At 74.8% G+C, this 21,790-nt stretch carries 26 protein-coding genes and 1 pseudogene; 10 read left to right on the top strand and 17 right to left on the bottom strand.

From position 1 onward, the window contains the following. Positions 1–89: 89 nt before the first annotated feature. From CRM73_RS12080 to CRM73_RS12100, 5 genes are all read right to left on the bottom strand, one after another. Positions 90–1,031: a glycerophosphodiester phosphodiesterase family protein gene (locus tag CRM73_RS12080; protein ID WP_229587858.1), complete on the bottom strand. Its 942-nt coding sequence runs from the start codon at positions 1,029–1,031 to the stop codon at positions 90–92. 169 nt (positions 1,032–1,200) lie between these two features. After that, positions 1,201–2,019 carry a hypothetical protein gene (locus tag CRM73_RS12085; protein WP_035928165.1) on the bottom strand — a complete coding sequence of 273 codons (819 nt, stop codon included), beginning with the start codon at positions 2,017–2,019 and terminating at the stop codon, positions 1,201–1,203. Between the two features lie 105 nt (positions 2,020–2,124). Continuing rightward, on the bottom strand, positions 2,125–3,099 hold the full coding sequence (locus tag CRM73_RS12090) for an acyl-CoA thioesterase (RefSeq protein ID WP_017833489.1): 975 nt from the start codon (positions 3,097–3,099) through the stop codon (positions 2,125–2,127). A gap of 63 nt (positions 3,100–3,162) precedes the next feature. Then, positions 3,163–5,058, bottom strand: coding sequence for a pyruvate kinase (locus CRM73_RS12095; RefSeq protein ID WP_229587860.1), 1,896 nt, complete (start codon positions 5,056–5,058; stop codon positions 3,163–3,165). A gap of 81 nt (positions 5,059–5,139) precedes the next feature. Continuing rightward, positions 5,140–5,391 (bottom strand): hypothetical protein, encoded by a 252-nt coding sequence (locus CRM73_RS12100; protein ID WP_035928159.1) that lies wholly within the window; start codon positions 5,389–5,391, stop codon positions 5,140–5,142. Between the two features lie 231 nt (positions 5,392–5,622). Here CRM73_RS12100 and CRM73_RS12105 point away from each other — a divergent pair, with 231 nt between their 5' ends. After that, on the top strand, positions 5,623–6,237 hold the full coding sequence (locus CRM73_RS12105) for a cyclodeaminase/cyclohydrolase family protein (protein WP_035928155.1): 615 nt from the start codon (positions 5,623–5,625) through the stop codon (positions 6,235–6,237). A gap of 19 nt (positions 6,238–6,256) precedes the next feature. Here the strand turns inward: CRM73_RS12105 and CRM73_RS12110 are convergent, their stop codons facing one another. Further along, positions 6,257–7,786, bottom strand: coding sequence for a DHA2 family efflux MFS transporter permease subunit (locus CRM73_RS12110; RefSeq protein WP_035928152.1), 1,530 nt, complete (start codon positions 7,784–7,786; stop codon positions 6,257–6,259). 92 nt (positions 7,787–7,878) lie between these two features. Here CRM73_RS12110 and CRM73_RS12115 point away from each other — a divergent pair, with 92 nt between their 5' ends. Both CRM73_RS12115 and CRM73_RS12120 read left to right on the top strand, forming a co-directional pair. Next, on the top strand, positions 7,879–8,649 hold the full coding sequence (locus tag CRM73_RS12115; protein ID WP_181821115.1) for a spermidine synthase: 771 nt from the start codon (positions 7,879–7,881) through the stop codon (positions 8,647–8,649). Positions 8,650–8,736: 87 nt separating this feature from the next. Beyond that, on the top strand, positions 8,737–9,180 hold the full coding sequence (locus tag CRM73_RS12120; protein ID WP_115163604.1) for a DUF779 domain-containing protein: 444 nt from the start codon (positions 8,737–8,739) through the stop codon (positions 9,178–9,180). Here the strand turns inward: CRM73_RS12120 and CRM73_RS12125 are convergent. From CRM73_RS12125 to CRM73_RS12140, 4 genes are read right to left on the bottom strand one after another with little or no spacing between them, the layout of a single operon-like run. Further along, positions 9,155–9,544 carry a hypothetical protein gene (locus tag CRM73_RS12125; protein ID WP_017833482.1) on the bottom strand — a complete coding sequence of 130 codons (390 nt, stop codon included), beginning with the start codon at positions 9,542–9,544 and terminating at the stop codon, positions 9,155–9,157. The genes CRM73_RS12120 and CRM73_RS12125 overlap by 26 nt on opposite strands. Then, positions 9,534–10,499: a cation diffusion facilitator family transporter gene (locus CRM73_RS12130; RefSeq protein ID WP_172604384.1), complete on the bottom strand. Its 966-nt coding sequence runs from the start codon at positions 10,497–10,499 to the stop codon at positions 9,534–9,536. Before CRM73_RS12130 ends, CRM73_RS12125 begins: the two co-directional genes overlap by 11 nt. A 41-nt stretch (positions 10,500–10,540) precedes the next feature. Continuing rightward, positions 10,541–10,879, bottom strand: a complete 339-nt coding sequence (locus tag CRM73_RS12135) for an acylphosphatase (protein WP_017833480.1) — start codon at positions 10,877–10,879, stop codon at positions 10,541–10,543. Beyond that, positions 10,876–11,358, bottom strand: coding sequence for a pyridoxamine 5'-phosphate oxidase family protein (locus CRM73_RS12140; protein ID WP_017833479.1), 483 nt, complete (start codon positions 11,356–11,358; stop codon positions 10,876–10,878). Before CRM73_RS12140 ends, CRM73_RS12135 begins: the two co-directional genes overlap by 4 nt. 145 nt (positions 11,359–11,503) lie before the next feature. On the opposite strand from CRM73_RS12140, the gene CRM73_RS12145 reads away from it, so the two are divergent. Together CRM73_RS12145 and CRM73_RS12150 are read left to right on the top strand one after the other, a co-directional pair. Beyond that, complete coding sequence (locus CRM73_RS12145) at positions 11,504–12,043, top strand: nuclear transport factor 2 family protein (protein WP_229587862.1); 540 nt, start codon at positions 11,504–11,506, stop codon at positions 12,041–12,043. Continuing rightward, on the top strand, positions 12,040–12,504 hold the full coding sequence (locus tag CRM73_RS12150; protein ID WP_176337384.1) for a nuclear transport factor 2 family protein: 465 nt from the start codon (positions 12,040–12,042) through the stop codon (positions 12,502–12,504). Before CRM73_RS12145 ends, CRM73_RS12150 begins: the two co-directional genes overlap by 4 nt. A 104-nt stretch (positions 12,505–12,608) precedes the next feature. Here CRM73_RS12150 and CRM73_RS12155 read toward each other — a convergent pair whose 3' ends face one another. Continuing rightward, the gene (locus tag CRM73_RS12155) at positions 12,609–13,268 is read right to left on the bottom strand and encodes an SDR family oxidoreductase (protein WP_095650337.1); all 660 of its coding nucleotides are present in this window, start codon (positions 13,266–13,268) and stop codon (positions 12,609–12,611) included. A gap of 196 nt (positions 13,269–13,464) precedes the next feature. On the opposite strand from CRM73_RS12155, the gene CRM73_RS12160 reads away from it, so the two are divergent. Continuing rightward, positions 13,465–13,632 (top strand): hypothetical protein, encoded by a 168-nt coding sequence (locus CRM73_RS12160; RefSeq protein WP_017833475.1) that lies wholly within the window; start codon positions 13,465–13,467, stop codon positions 13,630–13,632. Positions 13,633–13,665: 33 nt separating this feature from the next. On the opposite strand, the gene CRM73_RS12165 is transcribed toward CRM73_RS12160, so the two are convergent. From CRM73_RS12165 to CRM73_RS12175, 3 genes are all read right to left on the bottom strand, one after another. Further along, positions 13,666–13,998, bottom strand: coding sequence for a hypothetical protein (locus CRM73_RS12165; RefSeq protein ID WP_017833474.1), 333 nt, complete (start codon positions 13,996–13,998; stop codon positions 13,666–13,668). After that, the gene (locus CRM73_RS12170; protein ID WP_017833473.1) at positions 13,986–14,525 is read right to left on the bottom strand and encodes a DUF488 family protein; all 540 of its coding nucleotides are present in this window, start codon (positions 14,523–14,525) and stop codon (positions 13,986–13,988) included. The genes CRM73_RS12165 and CRM73_RS12170 overlap by 13 nt, the downstream gene beginning before the upstream one ends. Before the next feature lie 76 nt (positions 14,526–14,601). Beyond that, positions 14,602–15,102, bottom strand: a complete 501-nt coding sequence (locus CRM73_RS12175) for a pyridoxamine 5'-phosphate oxidase family protein (protein ID WP_035928142.1) — start codon at positions 15,100–15,102, stop codon at positions 14,602–14,604. Between the two features lie 136 nt (positions 15,103–15,238). Between CRM73_RS12175 and CRM73_RS12180 the strand changes: the two genes are divergently transcribed. Beyond that, positions 15,239–16,081, top strand: coding sequence for an SDR family oxidoreductase (locus tag CRM73_RS12180; RefSeq protein ID WP_035928139.1), 843 nt, complete (start codon positions 15,239–15,241; stop codon positions 16,079–16,081). On the opposite strand, the gene CRM73_RS12185 is transcribed toward CRM73_RS12180, so the two are convergent. The 3 genes from CRM73_RS12185 to CRM73_RS12195 are packed head-to-tail and all read right to left on the bottom strand — an operon-like array spanning position 16,039 to position 18,879. Further along, positions 16,039–17,322: a cytochrome P450 gene (locus CRM73_RS12185; protein WP_229587864.1), complete on the bottom strand. Its 1,284-nt coding sequence runs from the start codon at positions 17,320–17,322 to the stop codon at positions 16,039–16,041. The genes CRM73_RS12180 and CRM73_RS12185 overlap by 43 nt on opposite strands. A gap of 46 nt (positions 17,323–17,368) precedes the next feature. Next, positions 17,369–17,854 carry a hypothetical protein gene (locus CRM73_RS12190; protein ID WP_017833469.1) on the bottom strand — a complete coding sequence of 162 codons (486 nt, stop codon included), beginning with the start codon at positions 17,852–17,854 and terminating at the stop codon, positions 17,369–17,371. Positions 17,855–17,910: 56 nt separating this feature from the next. Continuing rightward, positions 17,911–18,879 (bottom strand): DUF5919 domain-containing protein, encoded by a 969-nt coding sequence (locus tag CRM73_RS12195; RefSeq protein WP_229587866.1) that lies wholly within the window; start codon positions 18,877–18,879, stop codon positions 17,911–17,913. A 290-nt stretch (positions 18,880–19,169) separates the two neighbouring features. Between CRM73_RS12195 and CRM73_RS12200 the strand changes: the two genes are divergently transcribed. The 3 genes and pseudogenes from CRM73_RS12200 to CRM73_RS12210 all read left to right on the top strand — a co-directional run. Then, positions 19,170–20,267, top strand: a complete 1,098-nt coding sequence (locus tag CRM73_RS12200) for an acyltransferase (protein ID WP_017833467.1) — start codon at positions 19,170–19,172, stop codon at positions 20,265–20,267. A 136-nt stretch (positions 20,268–20,403) separates the two neighbouring features. Further along, positions 20,404–21,360: an ABC transporter ATP-binding protein gene (locus CRM73_RS12205; protein ID WP_095650334.1), complete on the top strand. Its 957-nt coding sequence runs from the start codon at positions 20,404–20,406 to the stop codon at positions 21,358–21,360. Then, positions 21,357–21,790: pseudogene (locus tag CRM73_RS12210) on the top strand (polyketide antibiotic transporter); the annotation flags it as partial. The gene CRM73_RS12205 and the pseudogene CRM73_RS12210, both read left to right, overlap by 4 nt.

Consider the following 21,790-nt stretch of genomic DNA (forward strand, 5'->3'; position numbering starts at 1 on the left):
GGCGGGCGACGACGGCGTGCGGGGGGACACGGACAGCTGCTGTCGAGCATACGCGCGCCGGGCCCGGCCGGCGGTGACGTGACCCCCCGTTACCCGACCGTCATGCTCGCGCACCGGGACCGGCCCGTGACGGCCGCCGGGCCGCCGGCCGGGACGCCGAGCGGGGCCCCGGAGGGCGCCCGCACCCAGCGCAGCACGTCGGCCGGGCGGTTCGTGGTGAGCTGCTGGACGCCGAGCGCGCGGCACAGGTCCACGTCCCGTGCGGTGTCGACCGTCCAGACCCGCAGCACGCGCCCCTCCGCCCGCCACTGCCGCACGAGGTCGGGGCGGGCCCGGACGAGGTCCAGCCCCGGGCCCACCAGGTCCACGAGGCCCGCCGAGATCACGGGCAGCGCCGGCGGCACCACGAACCGCATCCCGGCGTGGAGCACCGCCGCGGCCGTGCGGCCGACGCGCAGGCTGTCCCCGACCGTGCGGCGGGTGGTCGTCCCGACCAGCTGGCACACGTGCCGGGCGGGCACCGTCTCCAGGAAGTGCCGGACGGCGTCGGGGTGGAAGCTCATCAGCGAGACCGTGACGTCGTCCAGCCGCCCGGTCTCGGGGTCCCAGCCCTCCCGCATCAGCAGACCGAGGACCTCCTCCTCGAGCCGGTGGCCGAACGGGCTGGGGTGCTTCGTCTCCACGGCCAGGCCCACGGGCCGGCCCGCGCCCCGCAGCAGGTCCAGCAGCTCGGGCAGGGTGAGCAGCTGACGGCCCGGCGCCCCGTGGCCCGGCGGGATGCGCACGCCCTTCCAGGAGGTCCAGTCGAGGCGGCGCAGCTCGGCGAGCGTGCGGGCGGAGACGGGGCCCCGGCCGTCGCTCGTGCGGCCCAGCTGGGCGTCGTGGTGCAGGACGAGGTGGCCGTCGCGGCTGAGGTGGACGTCGCACTCCACCCCGTCGGCGCCGTCCAGCAGCGCCTGCACGTAGGCGGCCCGGGTGTGCTCGGGGAGGTCCGCGCTGGCCCCCCGGTGCGCGTAGACGATCGGCCGCACGGCGCTCCCTCGGCTGTCGGTCGGGGCGCGGTGCGCCCCGCTCGTGCACCAGGCTAGGCAGACGCGGTGAACGCGGGGCCACGCCCCGGCGGACCTGTCGTGAACGACGACGACGCCCCGCCGGGCGCGGGGCGTCGTCGAGCGGCAGCGCGGGAGCGCGGCGCGGGGTCTACTGCTCCCCGGCGATCTCGCCGCGGGCCGCGGCGGCCGTGTCGGCCTTCCGGCCCCGCCTGCCCTTCCGGGACGTGCCGTCGTCGAACCGGGGGGCCCGCTCCTCGGGCCCGAGCTCGGCCGGGAACGTGGTGGGCAGCGGCCCGAACGCCTCGTGCGTCGCGGCGATGACCTGCTTGGACATGGCCAGGTTCGCTCCCCCACCGACGATCGCGCCCACGCCGAACGGCAGGGCGCGGCCGAACACGGCGCCGGTCTGCTTGAGCAGGAAGCGCTTGACGAACATGTTGCGGATGATCCTGCTGACGTCGAAGGTCTTCGAGTCGTCCTTGCCCATCATCAGGCCCCAGGAGGACATCATGCCGCGGCCCTTGGTGCCGCTGGCCAGGATCTGGTTCATGACCTGGCGGCCGTCCTCGCCGAGCATCAGGGCCATGACCATGGTGCGGGTCTTCTCCGGGTCCTCCGTGTGCACCCCGTGCAGCTCGGCGATCGCCTGGGCGTACAGGGCGGTGGCCTCGAGGTAGCCGACCACCGCGAAGGAGGACAGGCCGAGCGACGCGACGGTGCCGATGCCGGGGACCACCGCGGTGGCGCCGACGGCCCCGCCGCCCATGGTCACGGACCGGACGTAGATCTTCTCGAGCCGCCTGGCGATCTGCTCGGGCGTCTCGTCGGGGTGGTCGGCGCGCTCCTTCTTCACGAAGCCCAGGACCACGGGCCGCTGCACGCGCAGCACGGTGTCGAGGAGCTTGTTCATGGCGGGCTTGGGCTTGCCCTCGTCGTCGAACGCGTTGTTCAGGGGATTCAGGTCCATGGCGTGCTCTCCTTGTGGGGTGCCGGGACGGTGGGTCTCGGCCCACTATATGCACAGCAGGCTGATCGGGTCCCGGGATTCGCCGACGGCTGAGGAGGGGCGCGGTCAGCTCCCGGGCAGCCGGGAGACGGACGGGTCGACCTGCTGGAAGGAGTCCGGGAACTCGGCGCGCAGCCGGACCAGCTCCCGGGCGAACGCGTCCAGGTCCCGGTCCTCCTGGCTGACCGGCTGCCACTGCCGGGCCGGCAGGGCGTGGCCCTGGTCGTCGAGGGCGACCATGACCATGAGGCAGTTGGTGGTCAGGGCGAGCTCGCCGGTCGCGGGGTCCCCCGACCAGCAGTTCACGGAGATGTGCAGGCCGCGGGCCGCGGTGTGGATGAGCCGCGCCCGGACCTCCACGAGGTGGCCGATGTGCATGGGCCGGTAGAACCGGACGCCCCCGGCGTAGACGGCGATGACCGGCCGGCCCGCCCACCGGGCCCCGCACACGTACGCGGCCTCGTCGATCCAGCGCATGGCCGTGCCCCCGTGCACCTTCCCGCCCCAGTTGATGTCCGTGGGCGCGGCGAGGAAGCGCAGCACGGTCTCCTCGGCGGTGCCCTCGTCCGTGTACCGCTGCTCCGCCATCAGCTCCTCGATGCTGTTGCGCAGCTCGATCCGCCGCTGCGTGACGGCCGACTGCTGGCGCTCGTGCTCCGTCTCGGGCGCCCACTGCGGGACGGGGGTGGGGCGGCCGTCCCCGTCCACGGCCACCATGATGATCAGGCACGTGTCCTTGAGGGTCACCCCGTGCTCGCGGGGGTCCGCGGAGGCGACCTCCACCCGGATGTGCATCGAGGACCGTCCGGTGTGCACGATCTTCGCGGAGACCTCCACCATGTCCCCCACGCACACCGGGCGGTCGAAGTGGATGTTGCCCACGTACGCCGTCACGCAGTAGGCCCGGGACCAGCCCACGGCGCACGCGTAGGCGGCCTTGTCGATCCACTCGAGGACGCGCCCGCCGTCCACGGTGCCGGTGCGCCCGGCGTCGGTCGGGGCGGCGAGGAAGCGGAGAACGGCGGTGTCGCGTGCGGCCATGCCCCCAGTGTGGCACGGGTCACCGCGCGGTCCGCCCCGCGGCTCACCCGACCGCTCGCCCGCTCACTCGACGACGGGCGCCCACGCGTTGAGCCGGCGGAGCATGTCCGACTTCTTGCGGGTGTGCCCCTCCATCCGCACGAGGATGTCGTCGAGGGCCTCGATCGCGTCCACCACGAACGGTCCCTTGTTGAGCATCACGCACTCGGCGCGCTGGCCCATCGCCGCGTCCGTGACCTCGGCCCGGGAGGGCAGGCCCTTCTTGGCGAGGGACTCCAGGACCTGGGTGGCCCAGACCACGGGCACGTGCCCGGCCTCGCACAGCCACAGGATCTCCTCCTGCACCTCGGCCATCCGCTCGAACCCGGCCTCGACCGCGAGGTCCCCGCGCGCGATCATGACGCCCACGTCCTGCCACCGCATGGCCTCCAGCAGCATCGCGGGCAGGGACTCGAAGCCGCCCACGGTCTCGATCTTGAGGGTGACGTCCAGGGCGGTGTTGCCGATCCGCTCGAGCTCCCGCAGCAGGTCGGTCACGTCCTCCCGCGAGCGCACGAAGGACATGTTGACGATGTCGGCGTGCTCGGCCACGAACGGCAGGTGCGTGCGGTCCTCGTCGGTGAGCGAGGAGATGCGCAGGTCCGTCTCGGGCAGGTTGATGCCCTTCCCCGCTTTGAGCTTGGTGCCGTCGGGGCCCGCCTGCAGCACCTCCAGCACGATCTCGTCGGGCCCCACGGAGGTGATCCGGCAGCGGATCCTCCCGTCGTCGATCCAGGCCGGCTGCCCCTCCCGGGCGTCCGTGAACACCTCGGGCAGGGAGCAGCCGATCCGGAAGGGGCTCTCGGACCGGACCGGGGCGGGTGCGAGGTCCCGGGTCAGCACCACGGTGTCCCCCGCGCGCACGCGCAGGGACTGCTCGACGGCGGGCAGCTCGCCGAGCACGCCCTCCGTGCCGTCCTCGGCCCGCACGGCCAGGCCCGTGGCGAAGTACACGGTCTTGGCGCACTCGACGAGCACGCCGGGCCCGGTGGCCTCGATCACCCGCAGGGTCCGTCCGGAGCCGCGCGCGTCCTTGAGCCGCAGCCGCTCCCCCGGGGTGCGGGCCGCGGTCCAGGCTGCGCCGGCCACGGGGACGGCCGGGGCGTCGTCGTCGACCGCCGGGTCCGCCTCGCCCAGCCAGAGGCGGGCCGGGGCGGTCACCCGGCCGCCGCTGTCCCGGGTGGGCTTGATCTTCTCGACCTGCGGACCGGGCTCGATCGGCCCGGTGCGCAGCTTGGGCCCCGCGAGGTCCATGGCCACGCGGACCTCGCGGCCGAGCGCCTGCCCGGCCGCCCGGACGTGCCCGATCATGGCCGCCCACTGCTCGGGGCCGTCGTGGGCGCAGTTGATCCGGGCCACGTCCATCCCGGCGCGGACCATGTCCTGGACGAGCCGGGGGTCCGAGGCGGCCTCCGAGGGGAAGGTGACCATGATCCGGGTGCTGCGCCCCTCCCGGCCCGGGCCGAGCAGGGCCGCGGTGTTGCGGCGCAGCACCTCCGCACCGGGCTCGCCGGGCTCGTCGGGGCCGGGCGCCCCGACCTCCTCCTCCGGCCGGCCGGCGAGCACGCGGAGGGTCTCCAGCACGGCGCCGAGGTGGCTCATGACCCCGGCCTCCATCCGCCCCAGGGAGGACACGCCCAGGCCGCTGAGGTCCCGCTGCAGGTCCCGCACGTCCTGGCTGCGCACGGCCACGTAGTCCACGAGGTTGAGCGCGGACCCGCGGTGGCGGGGGTTCACGCGCTCGAGCTGCGGCACGGCCGTCCGGCGGGCCCGGAGCACCACGTCGACGAGCGCCGCGACCCGGTCGTGCAGCCGCGCGGCGCACTCCTGCCGGGCGGTCGCCGCCATGCCGTGCTCCCTCCCGCGGTCCCGGCCGGGTGCTGCCCCGCCGCGACCGCCGTCGACCTGCTGACTCCCCATGATCCTCCTCGTCCGCCCGGCTGTCAGCGCCGACCGTACCCGCCCCGGGCGAACAGCGGCTGAACACGAGGCGACGGGGCCTCAGGCGGGGCGGGCGAACGGGGAGCGGCGCAGGCGGTAGCCGTGGACGGGGATCAGCCGGCGGGAGCCGGTGCCGGCCTCCAGGATCCAGAGCAGCCGCAGGTGGGGGGCGCACTGGCCCACCGTGCCGACGTGGCGGAGGTGGCCCTGCTCCCACACCTCGATCCGGTCGCCGGGGCGGATCCGTGCGGGGTCCTGGACCCAGGTGTCATCGGCGGTCGCGTCGACGGTCGTCGCTCGGAGGGTCGTCATGGCGGCACGTCCTCTCGGGGGTCGGCGTCCGGGGAGGGGGCCCTCGGACACCTCCAGGATCGTCCGCGGATGTGGCCGGCACGTTTCCGTGCGATGGACGGGCCGTGCATTCGTCCCGCGGGGGCTGTGAGACTCACCACGGGGACCGGCGGAGGGCTAGGCTCGTGCGGACGCCACCGCCTGCGCGCGCCCCGCGGCGGGCGGCAGGTCCCGCCACCGGAAGGAGCCGCTGTGATCAGCTCGGAGAACGTCAGGGCCTACGTGGAGCGCATGGCCTCGGACGAGCCCGCCCCCGGCGGCGGCGCCGCGGGCGCCCTGCAGGCCGCGCTGGGCGCGGCCCTGATCGCGATGTCCGCCCGCTACTCCACGGCGTCCGAGCACGCGGACCGTGCCCGGCGCGCGGCCGACCGGGCCGAGGAGCTGATCCCGCGCGCGCTGGGCCTGGCGGACGCCGACGCCGAGGCCTTCGGCGCGCTCTCGGCCGCCTACACCCTGCCGAAGGACACCGCCGAGGAGAAGGCGGAGCGCTCACGGGCCGTCCAGGAGGCCACGGCCGGCGCCGCGCGTCCCCCACGGGAGCTGATCGGCGTGGGCACCGAGGTGGTCGGGCTCGCGCGCGAGCTGACCGGCTGGTGCAACCCCAACGTCCTCAGCGACGTGGCGGCGGCCTCCGAGGCGGCCCGGGCCGCGGTGGCCACGGCCATGGTGACGCTCGAGATCAACGTCCGCGCCCTCAAGGACGCCGCGACCCGGGAGGAGCTGCGTGCGGGGCTGGCCGAGGGCGAGCGGGCCGTCGAGGACGCCGCGGAGCTCACGCGGCTGATCCGCGAGCGCGTCCGGGGCTGAGGACCGGGCCCGCGGGGCCTCAGTCCTCCGCGCCCGCGGCGCTCTCCGTGCCCGCCGTGCCCGCGGGGCGGCGCACCCCGAAGGAGCCGACGACGGCGAGCAGCGAGATGATCCCGCCGCACAGGAAGGCGCTCCGCACGCCCGCCTCGGTGGCCTCCGGAGCCGAGGCCCCGGAGGCCGCCGCGCCGGCGGCGGAGAGGGTCAGCACGGTGACGAACAGGGCCGTGCCCGCCGCGCCCGCCACCTGCTGCAGGGTGCCCACCATGGCGGAGCCGTGCGAGTACAGCCGTGTCGGCAGGGCGCCCAGGCCCGCGGTGAACAGCGGGGTGAACATCAGGGCCAGACCCGTGCTGAGCACCACGTGGGCGAGCAGCACCATCGGGACGGGCGTGGCCCCCGTGGTGGAGGCGAGGTACCACAGGGACGCGCTCAGCAGGATCGAGCCCGGCACGAGCAGCACGGTGGGGCCCGATCGGTCGTAGACCCGGCCCACGAAGGGTGCCAGCAGTCCCATGACGAGCCCGCCGGGCAGCAGCAGCAGGCCCGTGCCCAGGGGGTCGAGGCCGTGCACGGTCTGCAGGTAGATGGGCAGGACGATCAGCGTGCCGAAGAGGGCCATCATGCTGACGGCGAGCACCGCCGTGGACATCGTGAACACCCGGGACCGGAAGGTGCGCAGGTCCAGCAGGGCGCGGTCCGCGCGCTGCAGCCGCGTCTGGCGCCGCACGAACACGGCCAGCGCTGCCACGCCCAGCACGAGCGGCACCCACGCCGGGAGCGCGGCGTCCCCGCCCTCGCCGAGCGTGCTCAGGCCGTAGACCAGGCCGCCGAAGCCCAGGGCCGAGAGCACCACCGAGACCACGTCCAGCGGCGCCGGGCGGGGCTCGGTGACGTTCTGCATCCGCCACGCGCCGAGCAGCAGGGAGCCCACCGCGATCGGCAGCACCAGGATGAACATCCACCGCCACTCGAGCACGCTGAGGATGACGCCCGAGATGGTGGGCCCCACGGCAGGGGCCACCGAGATGACGATCGAGATGTTGCCCATGACCCGCCCGCGCCCGGCCGGCGGCACCAGGGTCAGCACCGTGGTCATCAGCAGCGGCATCATGATGGCCGTGCCGCCGGCCTGCACCACCCGCCCCGCGAGCAGCGTCCCGAACCCGGGCGCGGCCGCGCAGACGAGGGTGCCGAGGCTGAACAGGGTCATGGCGGTCAGGAACACGGGCCGGGTGTGCAGGCGCTGGAGCAGGAACCCCGTCACCGGGATGACCACGGCCATGGTCAGCATGTAGGCGGTGGTGAGCCACTGGCCGGCGACCGCCGTGACCGAGAGATCGGCCATGAGGCGGGGCAGCGCCACGCCCATGATCGTCTCGTTGAGGATCACCACGAACGTGGAGACCAGCAGCAGCCCGATGACCAGGCGGTTGCGGGCGGAGTGGTCGGTGTCCGCGACGACGGCCGGGGGGCCGGTGTCCGGGAGCCCGGTGGCGGGCGCGGGGGCGGGGACGGGAGGGGTCTCGGACACGGGGACGTCGGGTGCCATGGGCGGGGGATCCTTCGGGACGCAGCAGTGATTCACCGGTAGAGCCGTCCCGACCCCCGCTTCATTCCCGTCCGGGAAGTGACAATGGGCTCATGCGCAGATACCTCAAGGACGCCGGCGTGCACGCCGAGATCACCCCGGACGGCTTCACCGAGGGCGGGTTCGTGCTCTCCATCGGCGGGGCCGAGCAGTCCCACGTGGACCTCGCCCGCCCCGGGGAGATCTTCTACGAGTACCTGCGGCGGATCGGCGGCGTCGTCGACGTGGTGGCGGCGCCGGGTGCGCCGGTCACCGCGGTCCACCTGGGCGCCGGGGCCCTGACGCTCGCCCGGTACGTGGCCGCGACCCGGCCCGGCTCCGCGCAGGTGGCCGTGGAGCTGGAGCGGGAGCTGCCCGCGTTCGTGCTCGAGGCGCTGCCCCTGCCCGCGGGGGCGGACGTGCGCGTCGTGATCGACGACGCCCGGGCGGCCCTGCCGGACGTCGTCGCCCCCGGGACCGCGGACCTCGTGGTCCTCGACGTCTTCTCGGGCCGGGACGCCCCCGCCCACCTCACGGAGCCGTCCTTCTACGCCGAGGCCGCCGGGGTGCTGGCGCCCGGCGGGGTGCTGGTCGTCAACGTGGGCGACGATCCCGGGCTGGCGTTCTTCGCCGGGCAGGCGCGGGCGATGCGGGAGGCGCTGGCCGACGTGTGGTGCCTGGCCGAGGAGCGGCTGCTCACGGGGCGCTACCCGGGCAACCTGGTCCTCGTGGGCGGGCGCCGGGCCCTGCCCCGGGAGTGGGCGGACACCTTCGCCGCCGCCGGACCGCACCCGGCGGGCGTGCTGGACGGCCTCGGCCTGGAGGAACTGCTCCACCGCCTGTAGCGTGGATCACACCGCCGAGCCGAGGAGCGTGCTGTGAGCACCGCCGAGAACACCGCAGAGAGCACCGCCACGAACGTCACCACGAACATCCCCGGGAACACCGCCGGAAGCGCCGCCGGGGACACCGCCGTCCTGGAGTCCGTCCCCGCCGTCGAGGGCGAGACGTTCTCCCGGGTGGCCCTGACGCCGGCCGCCGTGGAGCTGCTCGGGACGCTGCGGGGGATCCACGGGCGGCTGATGTTCCACCAGTCCGGCGGGTGCTGCGACGGCTCCGCGCCCATGTGCTACCCGGCCGGGGACTTCCTCACCGGCCCGGCGGACGTGCTGCTGGGCGTATTCACGCTGCCCGGTGACCCGGCCACGGCCGAGCTCGAGTTCTGGATGTCCCGCGAGCAGTTCGAGTACTGGAAGCACACCCTCCTCACGGTGGACGTGGTGGAGGGCCGCGGCTCCGGGTTCTCGGTGGAGGCGCCGGAGGGCAAGCGCTTCCTGATCCGCTCGGTGCTCATGCAGGATCCGGCCGGCTCCTGAGCCGGCCCTGCTCGTCGAAGGACGGGCCCCGGTCGTGGACCGGGAAGGTGGTGAAGGCCGGGACCTCGTAGGGGTGGGCCCCGGCCATCGCCCGCAGCACGCGCTCGCGCTCGGCGGCCGGATACAGCGTCTCGATGCGGACCTCGTCGACCTCCTGGGGCCGGCCGACCTCCCCGATCACGGGGTGCGCCCCCGGCAGCGGCGTGAACCGCCCGGTGCCGCGGCTCACGAACGCGGTGTGGGAGTAGTTCCCGGCCCGTCCCGCCCCGGCCTCGCCCAGGGCCTGCAGGACCTGCTCGGCGTGGGTGGCGGGGACGAAGACGACCAGGCAGTGCTGCTCGCCGCTCGGGGGCTCAGTGCTCATGGGGGGCGCAGACCTCCGGTTCGTCGTGGTCCGCGGGCTCCAGCTGGATCGTGGAGTGCTGGACGGACACGGGGAAGTGCTCGGCCACGCACTGCTGGATCCGGCCCAGCGCCTCCGCGGAGCCGCCGGAGTAGAAGTACTCCTCCTCGAGCACCACGTGGGCGGTGAGCACGGGCAGGTCCGAGGAGATCCGGGTCGCGTGCAGGTCGTGGACCTCCACCACGTGCGGGAGCTCGAGGATGTGCCCGCGGACCTCGTCCATGTCGAGCCCGGGGGGCACGCTCTCCATGAGCACGGACAGGGACTCCACGAGCAGCCGGACGGTGCGGGGCACGATGAGCGCCCCGATGAGCAGCGCCACCACGGCGTCCGCCTGCACCCAGCCGGTGAGGGTGATGACCACTGCCGCGACGATCACGGCGACCGAGCCCAGTGCGTCGTTGAGCACCTCGAGCATCGCCGCGCGCAGGTTCAGGTTCGAGCGCCGGCCCCCGAAGAGCACGGCCATCGCCACGAGGTTGCCGGCCAGGCCCAGGGCGCCGAAGACCAGCATCTCGGCCGAGGCCACCGGGTGCGGCTCGAGGAACCGGCGCACGCCCTCCACGAGCACGAACAGCCCCACGGCCAGCAGCACCCCGGCCTGCAGGGCCGCGGCCACGATCTCCGCGCGGCGCCAGCCCCACGTGCGCCGGGCGCTGGGCGGGCGCAGGGTCAGCTGCGCGGCGACCAGGGCGAGCAGCAGCCCGCCCGCGTCCGTGAGCACATGGGCGGTGTCGATGAGGAGCGCCAGGGAGCCCGTCCACAGGGCGCCGACCAGCTGGACGACGAACAGCGCCGCGGTGATCCCGAGGGCGGTGGCGATCCGCCACCGGTCGGTCCCGGGGCCGGCGTGCGAGTGCCCGGGCCCGTGGTCGTGCTCCGCGCGTCCGCGGTCCCCGGCGTGGTCGTGAGCCATGCCCCCATCGTAGAACGCGGGCGGGGGCGCGGCGTCGCGGCTCAGCCGGTGACGAACCCGCGGAACTCCCCGGTGGCGGGGCCGTAGTGGGAGTCCACCTTCATCACGGCGCCGGGCGTGCCGCCGCCGTTGAGGGCCTTGAGCAGGTCCCGCACGGCGTGCCGGGGGCCCTCGGCGATCACCCCCACGGTGCCGTCCGCGTTGTTCACCGCCGAGCCGTGCAGGCCCAGCCGCTCCGCGTGGCGCGCGGTCCACCAGCGGAACCCGACGCCCTGCACGGAGCCGTGCACCACGGCGGTCAGGCGCAGGACCTCCTCGAGGTCCAGCCGTTCGGGGTCCCGCCCGGCGGTGGCTCCCTGGTGGATCGGGGGCAGGCTCACAGGTCCACCACCGTGGACTGGCCGGGGTCGATCTGCTCCCCGGTGGCGCGGGCCCTGGCCCAGCGCAGCGCGGTGGCGACCGTCCCGGGGCTGCGCCAGTGCTCGGCGGTCTCCGTGCGCACGCGCAGCACCACGAGCCCGGGTGTGGCGGGCCCGTCCGGGTAGTACGCCTTCAGCGCGTCGGACCACAGCCCCTCGAGCACCTGCCGGTCCTCGACCACCTCGGCGGCGCCGGAGATCGAGACCCATTCGTGGTCCCCCACGAACGCGACGTTGACGGCGTCGTTGGCCGCCACGTCCCGGACCGAGGAGGTGTCCCGGCTGGTGAAGAAGTTGAGGTCCTCCCCCGGGGCCACGTCGACCACGGTCATCGGGCGGCTGACGAGCTTGCCGGTGGCCTCGCGGGTGCTGAGCATGCCGACGCGGGTGCGGTTCACGAACTCGACGATGTGCTGGATGTCATCCTGGTGGGTGCTCATGTGGTCAGATTAGGGAACGACCGGGCCTCGTGGCACGGCCGGGCCCGGGAATTCATCATGGGCGGAACCGCTTGTCGTGCGCCGGCGCGCCGGAACGGCCCGGCCGGCCGGCCCACGAGAAGGACGAGAGGACGAGAGCAGGACCATGGACGACACACAGGTCTCGGAGCAGACCGCGGAGAGCACGACGGAGAGCACCACCGGGGCGCTCAGCGCCCAGGACCGGATCGAGATCGCCGAGATCCTGAGCTTCTCCTCGCACCTGCTGGACAACCGCCAGTGGGACATGTTCGGGGAGGTGTTCGTGCCGGGAGTCCGCCTCAGCGCACCGCAGGGGGAGTTCGACGGCCCGGCGGGCGTGCGGCGCTTCGTCGAGTCCGTCGATCTCGCCCGCTTCCCCGCCACGCACACCCTGAACTCGATCGTGGAGGCCGTGGACGCGGACACCGCCGTGTGCTGGTCCAGGATGCTGCTGCTGACGTGGGACCGGAGGGTGGCCTGCGGCGACTACATCGACACGTTCCGGCGCACCGCCGACGGGTGGCGGATCGAGCGGCGCACCGTGGCGCCCCGCAACGACTCCGCCTCCGCGGCGCTCGCCGAGGGCGGCTACGCGCCGGCCCCGCACGCCTACGCGATGTTCGACGACGCCGTGCTCGCGGCCGCCGACCGGGCCCGCCGGTGAGCCCCGCACCGGGCGCGGGGTGGGACCGGGTGCCCGCCGCCGACGCGCTCGAGATCGGCACCGTCCTGAGCCGGTGCGCCCGGGTGGTGGACGCCCGCGCCTGGCCGGACCTGGACCGGGTGTTCACCGGGGACGCCGTCGTCGTCTCCCCGGGCGGGACCGCGCGCGGGCCCGCGGAGATCGCCGAGCGGACCCTGGCCGAGACCCGGGACCCCCACCTGGTCACCGACACGGTGCTGCGCCGGCTCGCCCCGGACCGGGTGCGGGCCTGGAGCAAGTGGCTGGTGGTGTGCGCCGACGGGACCGCGCTGGGCGGGGACCAGCTGGACCTGTTCGTGCGCACCCCGGACGGCTGGCGGATCGCCGAGCGCCGCATCGCCGCCCTGGACGCGCCCGGCCCCGGCACGACCGGGCCCGGCGCGACCGCACGCGTCCTGGGGACGGCCGACTTCCTGGCCTAGGAACCCTGCGCCGTTCCTGGTCAGGGGCCCTGCGGCGAGGGGCGGCCGCCGCGCCCGGGGTCCCGGTGCGCGGCGGCCGCCCCTCGTGCGGTGCGCTCAGGCGGTCACGGCTGCACCTCGAGCGCCTCGGTGATGAGCGTGTGGCCGTCGGAGAACTCGATGGTCTTCCCGATGGTCGAGGGGTCGTCCAGCACGGCCGCGACCACGAGCGCCACGTTGGCCCGCGAGGTCCGGTGCTCGCCGTCCCGCTCGCCCGCGGACACGTCGATCCTGCCGGTCGCCTCGTCCTCGGTGAGGGCGCCGGGGCCCACGACCGTCCAGTCGAGCGAGGAGGCGCGCAGGTGGTCGTCGGCGTCGGCCTTGGCCTGGGCATAGGCGTGGAAGGGGTCGTCCTCGGGGACGCCGTGGTCCTGGCCGGCGCCGAAGTAGGAGACCATGACGAAGCGCTTGGCGCCGGCCATCACGGCCGCGTCCATCGCGCGGATCGCCGCGTCCCGGTCCACGGCGTAGGTGCGCTCGGGGCTGCCGCCGCCGGCGCCGGCGCTCCACACGACGGCGTCCTGGCCCTCGAGCAGGTCCGCGAGCTGGGCGACCGACAGCTGCTCCACGTCGGCCACCACGGGGGACGCGCCGGTGTTCTCGACGTCGTCCGTGTGGTCGGGGTTGCGGAAGATGCTCGTGACGTCGTTGCCGCCGGTCTTGAGCAGCTGGGCGAGAACGAGGGCGACCTTGCCGTGGCCGCCGATGATGGCTGTGCGGGACATGGATGTGCTCCTTGGGGTGGTGAGGGGACGTGGTGTTCTCCCCCGACGCTAGCCCCCTCCCGGCCGCAGGGACACGGCTCACGCGGAGGGCGAAACCGGGAATGCGCCCGGCCCCGGCGTCCGGCGCCGGCGTCCGGCGCCGCGGACGCCTCGGGTAGCCTCGACGGGACCCCTGTTCCCGACCGGAGGCTGCCCCGTGCTGATCTTCCAGCTCCTGCTGACCGCGATCGCCCTCGTCCTGCTGGTCGTCGCCCTGATCGACGGCGCATGGACGCTCGCGCTCATCGCCGCCATGATGCTGATGATCGCGGTGTCCGGCGTGTTCATCGCCTACCGCCGGGAGAAGCACCTGGGCCGGCGCTGAGCGCCCCCGCTCCTCCCCCGGGCCGCTGCGGGGCTACTCGGCGGCGTCCTCGATGCCGGTCACGGCGGTGAGGATGAACACCGAGTCCTCCAGGGCCACCACGGAGTGCCGCTCCGCGGGGATCACGTGCAGGTGTCCGGCCCCGAGCACCAGGTCCTCGCTCGAGGAGACCCGGATCCGCCCGTGCAGCACCTGCAGGCTCCCGGCGTAGGGGGCGTTGTGCTCCGCGAGCACCGCCCCCTCCTTGAGGGCCAGGAGGGTCTGGCGCAGCACCTTCTGGTGCAGGAGCTGCTCGGCGCTGCGCCCGTGCGGGGCGTGGCGTGCCTCGTTCAGGTGCTGCAGGGCGATCTCGTTCAGGTGCTGCATGGTTCTCCTCCTGGGTAGGTGATCCGGTCTCCGTCGACCACGGCGAAGTCCCGCAGCGTCGCGGGGGTCAGCTTGCCGGGGCCCATGATGTGCTGCACGTCGTGCCCGCGCACCAGCAGGGCCTCGGCCACGAGCGAGCGGTGGCAGCGCCACCAGACGGCCTCCGCGCACATGATCGCGACCACGCGGTCCTCGGCCAGGCGCTCGAGCCCGGCCAGCGCGGCCCGGAACTCGTCGGTCAGCATGTGGTCGGCGTAGCCGCGGAAGGACTCGTTGCGCCAGGCGGTGTTGACCGAGTCCTTCGAGGTGGGGCGCAGCCCGCCAAGGCCCTTGCAGTAGCTGTGCCCGATGCCGGCCTCCGCGAGCGTGCCCGGCAGCGCGTCGAGGTCGAACTGCGGGTTCTTCCGCGAGCGCGGCACCGTGCGGATGTCGACGAGCTGCTGCACCCCGGACTCCCGCAGCAGCGCCACGAACTCCTCGGCGGAGCGGGTGGAGTGGCCCACGGTGTAGACGGTGTGCGCGGTCATGTCCCCACCCTACTGACCGGGCACGGAGGCCTCCCCGTCCCGACACGGCCCGCTCCGCGGGAGCCGGCCCGGGCCGTCACGACCCGCCGGAGCCGGCCTCGGTCCAGCGGGCGGACCCGCCCGGGGTCCGGCGGCCGACGGCCGCCCGGGAGTTCCACGCCTCGTGGTCGGCCATGGTGAAGCGCCGGCCTGTCACGGCGGTCGGGACGATGCGGACGAACTGGTCCTTCATCCCCTCCTGCCACGGGAACAGGGGCAGCTGCAGGGCCTCCATCAGGGCGTGGCCCGGCCGGACGCTCTCGGCGCCGCCCTTCACGATCACGCTCCACGCCGTGGCGGTCGCCGGGTCGTGCCCGTCGATCTCGAGGGCCACCGCCAGGCCCTCGAGCGCGCCGCTGACCTTCGTGCCCAGGCCCGAGCGGAACACGATCGTCCCGCGGTCGACCACGTAGTTGATCGGGAAGATCTCCGGCGCCCCGTCCACCACGACGGCCAGCCGGGCGACGCCGTCCGCCCGCAGCCGGTCCCAGCAGTCCTCGGGGGCGAGCTCCTCCACGTCCTTGCGGTACCACTCCACCGTCGACCCCTTCCGTGCTCCTCGGCCGCCCGGGGGTGCCCGGCCGCCACCTCCAACCTACGGTGCCGCCGCCGCCGGGGGAACAGGACCGGCCCGCGCCGCATCGCCCGGTCCGGGACGTGGGAGAATCGGGGCCATGAGCGTGGTGATCGCGGGATGCGGAGACCTGGGCACGGAGATCGGGCTGCGGCTGGCCGGGCAGGGGCACGAGGTGCTGGGCCTGCGCCGCCGTGCGGAGCTGCTGCCGCCGCCCCTGACCGGGATCGCGGTGGACCTGAGCACCGAGGTGCCCGAGCTGCCGGGCGACGTCGAGCTGCTGGTCGTGGCCACCGCCGCGGACGGGCGGACGCCGGAGGCCTACCGGGCGGCCTACGTCGACGGCCTTCACCACCTGTTCGACGGGCTGCGCGCCGCCGGGGCCCTGCCCCGGCGCGCCCTGTTGGTCTCCTCGACCGCCGTGTGCGGGGACGCCGACGGCGGGGAGGTCACCGAGGACACCCCGCCGGACCCCTCGACCCCGACCGCGCGGATCCTGCTGGAGGCCGAGGAGCTGTTCCACGAGCAGTTCCCGCACGGCACGGTCCTGCGGCTGTCCGGGATCTACGGGCCGGGCCGGACGCGGCTGATCGACAAGGTGCGCTCCGGGGACGGTGCCGCAGGGGCCGCCTGGACCAACCGCATCCACCGCGACGACGCGGCGGCGGCGGCCGTGCACCTGCTGACCATGGACGCGCAGCCGCTCACGCTGTACCTGGGCACGGACGACGAGCCCGTGCCCGAGCTCGAGGTCCTCGAGTTCCTGGCGCAGGAGCTCGGCGTCCCCCGGCCCGAGGACGTCCCGGAGGCGGACGCGCCGCGCCGGGGCTCGAAGCGGCTGTCCAACCGGCGGCTGCGGGAGTCCGGCGTCGAGCTGCGCCACCCCACGTACCGGGAGGGCTACCGGGCGGTGCTCGCCGGGGAGGGCGTGCGCCACCCCTGACCGGCGCCGACCCGCAGGACGACGTCGCGCACCTCGTAGGCGGCGATCAGCTCGACCCACGAGACCCGCGGCGGGTGCGCGAACTCCAGGGGCAGCCGCAGCAGGCGCTGCAGGAAGACGTCGGTCTCCTGGATCGCGAGGAACCCGCCCGGGCACCGGTGGGCGCCGTCCCCGAAGGACATCGCCTCGGGCCGGATCCCGCGCGGCCGGGACCGTTCCGGGCACAGCTGCCGGGCGTCCTCCCCCAGGGCCTGCTCGTCGGTGTTCGCCTGGCGGACGTAGAGGTCGAGCAGCGCCCCGGCGGGCACCTCGTGGCGCTCGTCCCCGTCCTCCAGGACCAGCTCCCGCGTGGTCCGGCGGTAGAGGTGGCCCACCACCGGTTCCAGGCGCAGGATCTCGTGCAGGATCCCGTGCCGGGCCGGCTCGTCGGCCGCGAGGTACTCCTCCCGCAGCCGGTCGTCCTCCAGCAGGTGCCAGGCGGCCACCGCGATGAACTCGCGGGTGGTGGCCATGCCGGCGGCCGCGTAGGTGAGGCACTCCACGAGGATCTCCCGGTCCGTGTAGTCCTCCGCGAGCAGGTGGGACACGACGTCCTCCTGCGGCTCCCGGCGCCGGGCCCGGATGGCCGGGCGCACGTCCCGGAGCTGGAAGGCGGTCATCGCCCACATCGGCCGCAGGGCCCCGGCGACGGCGCCCAGCCGAGCGGGGAGCCGGCGCCGCGGGGAACCGGCGGAGCCGGTCACGGGGCCGCTGAAGAAGCGCTCCAGGCGCCGGGACATCCCGTCGATGTCCGAGTTCGTCAGCCCCACCACCTGGGCGGCGACCTCCACGGAGTAGCGCAGGGTGATCGCGGACAGCTCGGCCCCGCCGTCCTGCCGGATCCGCTCGACCAGCTCGTCGGCGCGCTCCTCCATCAGGGCCCGGTAGCGGCGGCTCACCGCGGCCGGGGTGAAGAACCTCGCGGTGGCGGTGCGCTGGCGCCGGTGCTCCGGACCGTCCGCGTAGAGCACGGGCGGGTGGTCGCCGGTCAGGCCCTGCCGGGCGGTCTCCGCGCTGAAGCCGGCCTGGACCGTGCCGTCGGCCTCCCGCAGCACCTGGCGGACCATCGGCAGGGAGCGGACGTGCCAGACGCCGTCGAGCACCTCCACCCGCGGCACGCTGCGCTCGCCGGGCGGGGCGGTCCGGCGCCGGTCGCCGTGCGGGACGGGGCAGCGGGTCTCGGGGCGGGCGTCGTCGCTCATGGGCTCATGCTAGTCCCGGGGTCGGACCGGTCCGGCGTGGACCGTCTCAGTTCCGCTCCGCCTGGTCGTTCTCGATCTGCGCGGTGGCGGGCAGCACCTGGGAGGACGAGGGCCCGTCCAGCACGACCAGCAGCACGCGCAGGTCGGCCCCGGAGAGGTAGGCGCCCACCAGGCGGTGGTTGGAGTCGAGGACCACGAGGAAGCCCTCGGTCCGGTACGCCGGGACGGTGAGCTGGACCGGCCCCGACTCCTCCGCGAACTCCTGGCGCATGTGATCGATCTTGCCCTGCCGGTCCTCCGGCCACTGCTTCGCGGCCGCCTCGGCGAGGGTCAGCGGCCGGTGCTGCGGGTGCGACCACTCGCCCGGGTTGCCCTCGGGGTCCACATGCCACACCGTGTAGAGGTCGGCGAGCTCCTCCCGGGACGAGATCACGAGGTCCTCGATCCGGGAGTTCTCGTCGTCCACCGCACCCCAGTCGAGCCAGGCCCGGATGTCGTCGCCGAACAGGGTCTTGAAGTCCGAAACGTCCATGCCGTCATCTCAGCAGACTTGTGCGCTCACCGCCACAGTGACGCCGGGCCGGACGCTCAGGAGCCCTCGGAGCTCCCCCGGGCCGGGCGCGCCGCCGCCTCGGGCCGGACGTTGAACGCCGAGGCGGAGCGGTCGGCGGGCTCGGTCGGGAACACCGTGTGCCCCTCCGCCCACTTGTGCCGCGCGTAGGAGTGCAGCCGGTCCGCGAACGGCCCGTCCCGCCACTCCAGGTAGGGCATGTCCTGGCTCGCGTCGAGCAGGAAGTAGCTGCTGAACGCCCGGAGCACCTGCGGCGCGCCCGGGCCCGCCGCCGGCTCCTCCGCCGCGGCAGGATCCCCGAGCACCAGGAAGATCGGGGCTCCGGGCAGGCCGTCGTAGACCCGCACCTCCAGGCGTTCGGCCACCACGGGGTCGAGCTCGCCGAGGGCCCGGAGCTGGTGGACCAGCGTGTCGAAGCTGCGCCGCAGGTCCATGGGCGAGAGACCGTAGTGGTGGCGGATCTCGCGGAGCCGGGACGCGAGCGCGGGCGACTTCGGGTCGAGGACCAGGAGCCGGACGCGGACCCCGGCGTCGAGCGCCTTGTGGATCGCGTCCAGGTCGCCGGCCAGGGTCAGCGGGAAGGTGTCCATCCACCACAGCTCCTGGCCGGGGCGCACGCCCCGGAGCACGTCGACCGCGTCGAGCTCCTCGCGGACCCCCACGAGGCCGAGCCGGTCGTCGCGGGCCGCCGTCGGCGCGGGGACCGGGGGACGCTGCGCCTCGACGGGCCCGGAGCCGTGCCAGCGCGCCAGCCCGGCGTCCAGGAGCAGCCCCACACCGCCCACGGTGAGCAGGACGGCCCCGGCGTCGAGGAGCACCTCCGACCACGCCCGCCCGGCCACCAGGGCGACGACGACGAGCGCCGCGCCGAGGCCGGCCAGCACGACCGGCGCCGTGACCGGGCGCCGCTCCGGCACGGAGCGCGCGGCGGCGCGCCACCCGTCGCCCCCGGCCCGGTCCTGGGTGGCACTGCGGATCTCCAGCACGGGACTCCCCCTCCTCGAGCGGCTCTGCTCCCACCCTGGCACGGCTCCTGACCTGGGCGTTAGCACCCCGGGCACCGGGGCTTTTTGTGACAGCCGGTGCGCCGCGCCCGTCCGGCGCTCCGTCCCCACTTCTGCGGCACCGCACCCCACCATGCGTTTGCATACCTAAACTCGGAGTCGGGCGGGTGAGGGCACGGCGTCACGACCGCTTCCCCGCCCCGGGGACCGCCCCCACGCCCAGCAGCTGACCGCACCGGCCGCGCTGCCCCCTCCTGCGGAAGGCACCTCTCTTGGCCACGACACTCCGGGACCGCCTCGGCGACCGTCACAACCGCCTCAACGCCCTCCGCCTGGGTCTGGCGTCCCTGGTGATCGTCGGGCACACCTGGCCGCTGACCGGCGCGGACGGCCCGAGCCTCGAGGTCCTGTCCGACGTGGCCGTCAACGGCTTCTTCGTGCTCAGCGGCTACCTCATCGCGGAGAGCAGGGTGCGGACCACGCTGGTGCCCTACCTCTGGCGGCGGTTCCTGCGCATCTACCCGGCCTTCCTGGTGAGCCTGCTCGTGGTGGCCGCCGTCTTCGCGCCGCTCGCGGCCGCGCTCGAGGGCACGTCGCTCGACGTGGCCTCCGCCGCCGGCTTCGTGCTGAACAACGCCGACCTGAGGATCTCGCAGTGGGGCATCGACGGGACCCTGGTCCGGGTCCCGGCCCCGGACTCCTGGAACGGCTCGCTCTGGACGCTGTTCCACGAGGCCCTCGCCTACCTGCTGATCGGGCTCGTCCTCAGCCTCGCCGTCGCGGCGCGGCACGCCCGGTGGGTGCTGCCGGGGCTGTTCCTCGTCGTGCTCGTCCTGCGCCCCCTGGTCGAGGGCCCGCTGGAGGTCACGAGCCACCTCTGGCTCAACGGCGCCCGGCTGGTGGGCTACTTCCTGGCGGGCGCGGCGGTCTGGGCCTGGGCGGGGACGTGGCGGCCCACCTGGGTGCACGTCGCGGGGGCGGGCGTCGTCTACGCCGTGCTCACGGACCAGGGCTGGGCGGACCTGTACGGGCAGCTGCCGCTCGCCGTGCTGCTCCTCGGCCTCGGCGCCGCCCCGTCCCGGAACTGGACCACCCGCACCGACCTCTCCTACGGCGTCTACATCTACGCGTACCCGGTGCAGCAGCTCCTCGTGCTGCTCGGCACGGCGTCGTGGGGCGTCGCCGTCAACTCCCTGCTCGTCGTCCTGCTGACGCTGCCCCTGGCGCTGCTGTCGTGGACGCTCGTCGAGAAGCCCGCCCTGCGGGCCAAGGCGTGGCTCGACCCCCGCGACCGGCCCGACCGGCGGGTCCCCTCCGCCGGCGCGCAGAACCCCTCGCCCGCGGCCGTGGAGGGACGCCGTCCGGAGTGACCGCGCCGGCTCCCGCCCCCGCCGCCCGGCCGGCGCGCCCGGGACCCCCGGGCCTCCTTGTCCGGCACCGGGGCGGTGCCTACCGTGAGGAGCAGGCGGGCGCGACGCCGCCGGCCCCGACCCGTCAGGAGCACCCATGGACACCCCGGTGATCGAGGCCCGCGGGCTCGTCAAGACCTTCGGCCCCACCGCGGCCCTGGACGGCTTCGACCTCACCGTGGCGCCGGGGCAGGTCGCGGGCTTCCTCGGCCCCAACGGCTCGGGGAAGTCCACGGCGATCCGGGTGCTGCTGGGCCTGCTCCGGGCGGACGCGGGGACGGCCACCGTCCTCGGCCTGGACGCCTGGCGGGACGCCGTGCAGATCCACCGCCGCACCGCCTACGTCCCCGGGGACACGAACCTGTGGCCCAACCTGACCGGGGGCGAGATCGTGGACCTGCTCACCGGCATCCGCGGCGGACGGCGGCGGCGCCGCCGCCGCGACGAGCTCGTCGAGCGCTTCGAGCTCGACCCCACGAAGAAGGCCCGCAGCTACTCCAAGGGCAACCGGCAGAAAGTGGCCCTGGTCGCCGCCCTGAGCGCCGAGGCGGAGCTGTACGTCCTGGACGAGCCGACCTCCGGGCTGGACCCCCTCATGGAGGCCGTGTTCACGGACGAGGTGCGCCGGCTGAGCGGGCAGGGCAGCACGGTCCTGCTCTCGAGCCACATCCTGGCGGAGGTCGAGAAGCTGTGCGACACCGTGACCATCATCCGCGCCGGACGGGACGTGGAGAGCGGCACCCTCGCCCAGCTGCGCCACCTGACCCGCTCCGCCGTCACGGCCACGACCTCCGCCGGCCCCGGCCGCCTCGGCGGGCTGCCGGGCGTGCACCACCTCGTGCACGAGGACGGGAGGCTGGGCTTCGACGTCGACGACGCCCGGGTCCCCGAGGTGCTCCGGGCGCTCGCGGACCTGGGCGTGCAGAACCTGACCGTCACCCCGCCCTCGCTCGAGGAGCTCTTCCTGCGCCACTACGGCGACCGCCCGGCCGAGCCCGCCGCCCCGGACGGGACCGGGCGCGGCGCCGGCCGGGACGTGCGGGCGCCCCGATGAGGACCGCCGAGCCGTGGGCCGCGACCGGCCGGCTGTTCCGGCTCAACCTGCGCCTGGACCGGGTCCGGATCCTCGTGTGGGTGCTCGCGCTCACCGGCACCGTGTCCGCGACGGTGCTCGCCCTCGAGGAGACGTTCCCGGACGGCGAGGCCCGCCAGGCCCGGGCGGCCCTGCTGGACAACCCGTCCGCCGTGATGATGACCGGCCCGGCCTTCGGCGCGGACGACTACACGCTGGGCGCCATGACGGTCAACGAGCTGAGCCTGTCGGTGCTCGTGGCGACGGCGATCATGAGCATCCTGCTCGCGAGCCGGCACGTGCGCGCCGAGGAGGAGTCCGGGCGGCTCGAGGTCGTCCGCGCGCTGCCGGTGGGCCGCTTCGCCCCGGCGGCGGCCGCCCTGGGTGCGGTCGCCGTGGCGGACGCGGCGGT

Source organism: Kocuria sp. CCUG 69068 (assembly GCF_020833785.1).
Taxonomy (GTDB): Bacteria; Actinomycetota; Actinomycetes; order Actinomycetales; family Micrococcaceae; genus Kocuria; species Kocuria rosea.

Bases quoted from the DNA above. Each gene is read 5' to 3' on its own strand.
- CRM73_RS12180 (WP_035928139.1), top strand. From the start codon at position 15,239: ATGAGCGTGGTGATCGCGGGATGCGGAGACCTGGGCACGGAGATCGGG.
- CRM73_RS12100 (WP_035928159.1), bottom strand. From the start codon at position 5,391: ATGACGACCCTCCGAGCGACGACCGTCGACGCGACCGCCGATGACACC.
- CRM73_RS12085 (WP_035928165.1), bottom strand. From the start codon at position 2,019: ATGGACCTGAATCCCCTGAACAACGCGTTCGACGACGAGGGCAAGCCC.
- CRM73_RS12185 (WP_229587864.1), bottom strand. From the start codon at position 17,322: ATGAGCGACGACGCCCGCCCCGAGACCCGCTGCCCCGTCCCGCACGGC.
- CRM73_RS12090 (WP_017833489.1), bottom strand. From the start codon at position 3,099: ATGGCCGCACGCGACACCGCCGTTCTCCGCTTCCTCGCCGCCCCGACC.
- CRM73_RS12145 (WP_229587862.1), top strand. From the start codon at position 11,504: ATGGACGACACACAGGTCTCGGAGCAGACCGCGGAGAGCACGACGGAG.
- CRM73_RS12140 (WP_017833479.1), bottom strand. From the start codon at position 11,358: ATGAGCACCCACCAGGATGACATCCAGCACATCGTCGAGTTCGTGAAC.
- CRM73_RS12165 (WP_017833474.1), bottom strand. From the start codon at position 13,998: ATGCAGCACCTGAACGAGATCGCCCTGCAGCACCTGAACGAGGCACGC.
- CRM73_RS12125 (WP_017833482.1), bottom strand. From the start codon at position 9,544: ATGAGCACTGAGCCCCCGAGCGGCGAGCAGCACTGCCTGGTCGTCTTC.
- CRM73_RS12110 (WP_035928152.1), bottom strand. From the start codon at position 7,786: ATGGCACCCGACGTCCCCGTGTCCGAGACCCCTCCCGTCCCCGCCCCC.
- CRM73_RS12130 (WP_172604384.1), bottom strand. From the start codon at position 10,499: ATGGCTCACGACCACGCCGGGGACCGCGGACGCGCGGAGCACGACCAC.
- CRM73_RS12115 (WP_181821115.1), top strand. From the start codon at position 7,879: ATGCGCAGATACCTCAAGGACGCCGGCGTGCACGCCGAGATCACCCCG.
- CRM73_RS12095 (WP_229587860.1), bottom strand. From the start codon at position 5,058: ATGGGGAGTCAGCAGGTCGACGGCGGTCGCGGCGGGGCAGCACCCGGC.
- CRM73_RS12155 (WP_095650337.1), bottom strand. From the start codon at position 13,268: ATGTCCCGCACAGCCATCATCGGCGGCCACGGCAAGGTCGCCCTCGTT.
- CRM73_RS12170 (WP_017833473.1), bottom strand. From the start codon at position 14,525: ATGACCGCGCACACCGTCTACACCGTGGGCCACTCCACCCGCTCCGCC.
- CRM73_RS12205 (WP_095650334.1), top strand. From the start codon at position 20,404: ATGGACACCCCGGTGATCGAGGCCCGCGGGCTCGTCAAGACCTTCGGC.
- CRM73_RS12190 (WP_017833469.1), bottom strand. From the start codon at position 17,854: ATGGACGTTTCGGACTTCAAGACCCTGTTCGGCGACGACATCCGGGCC.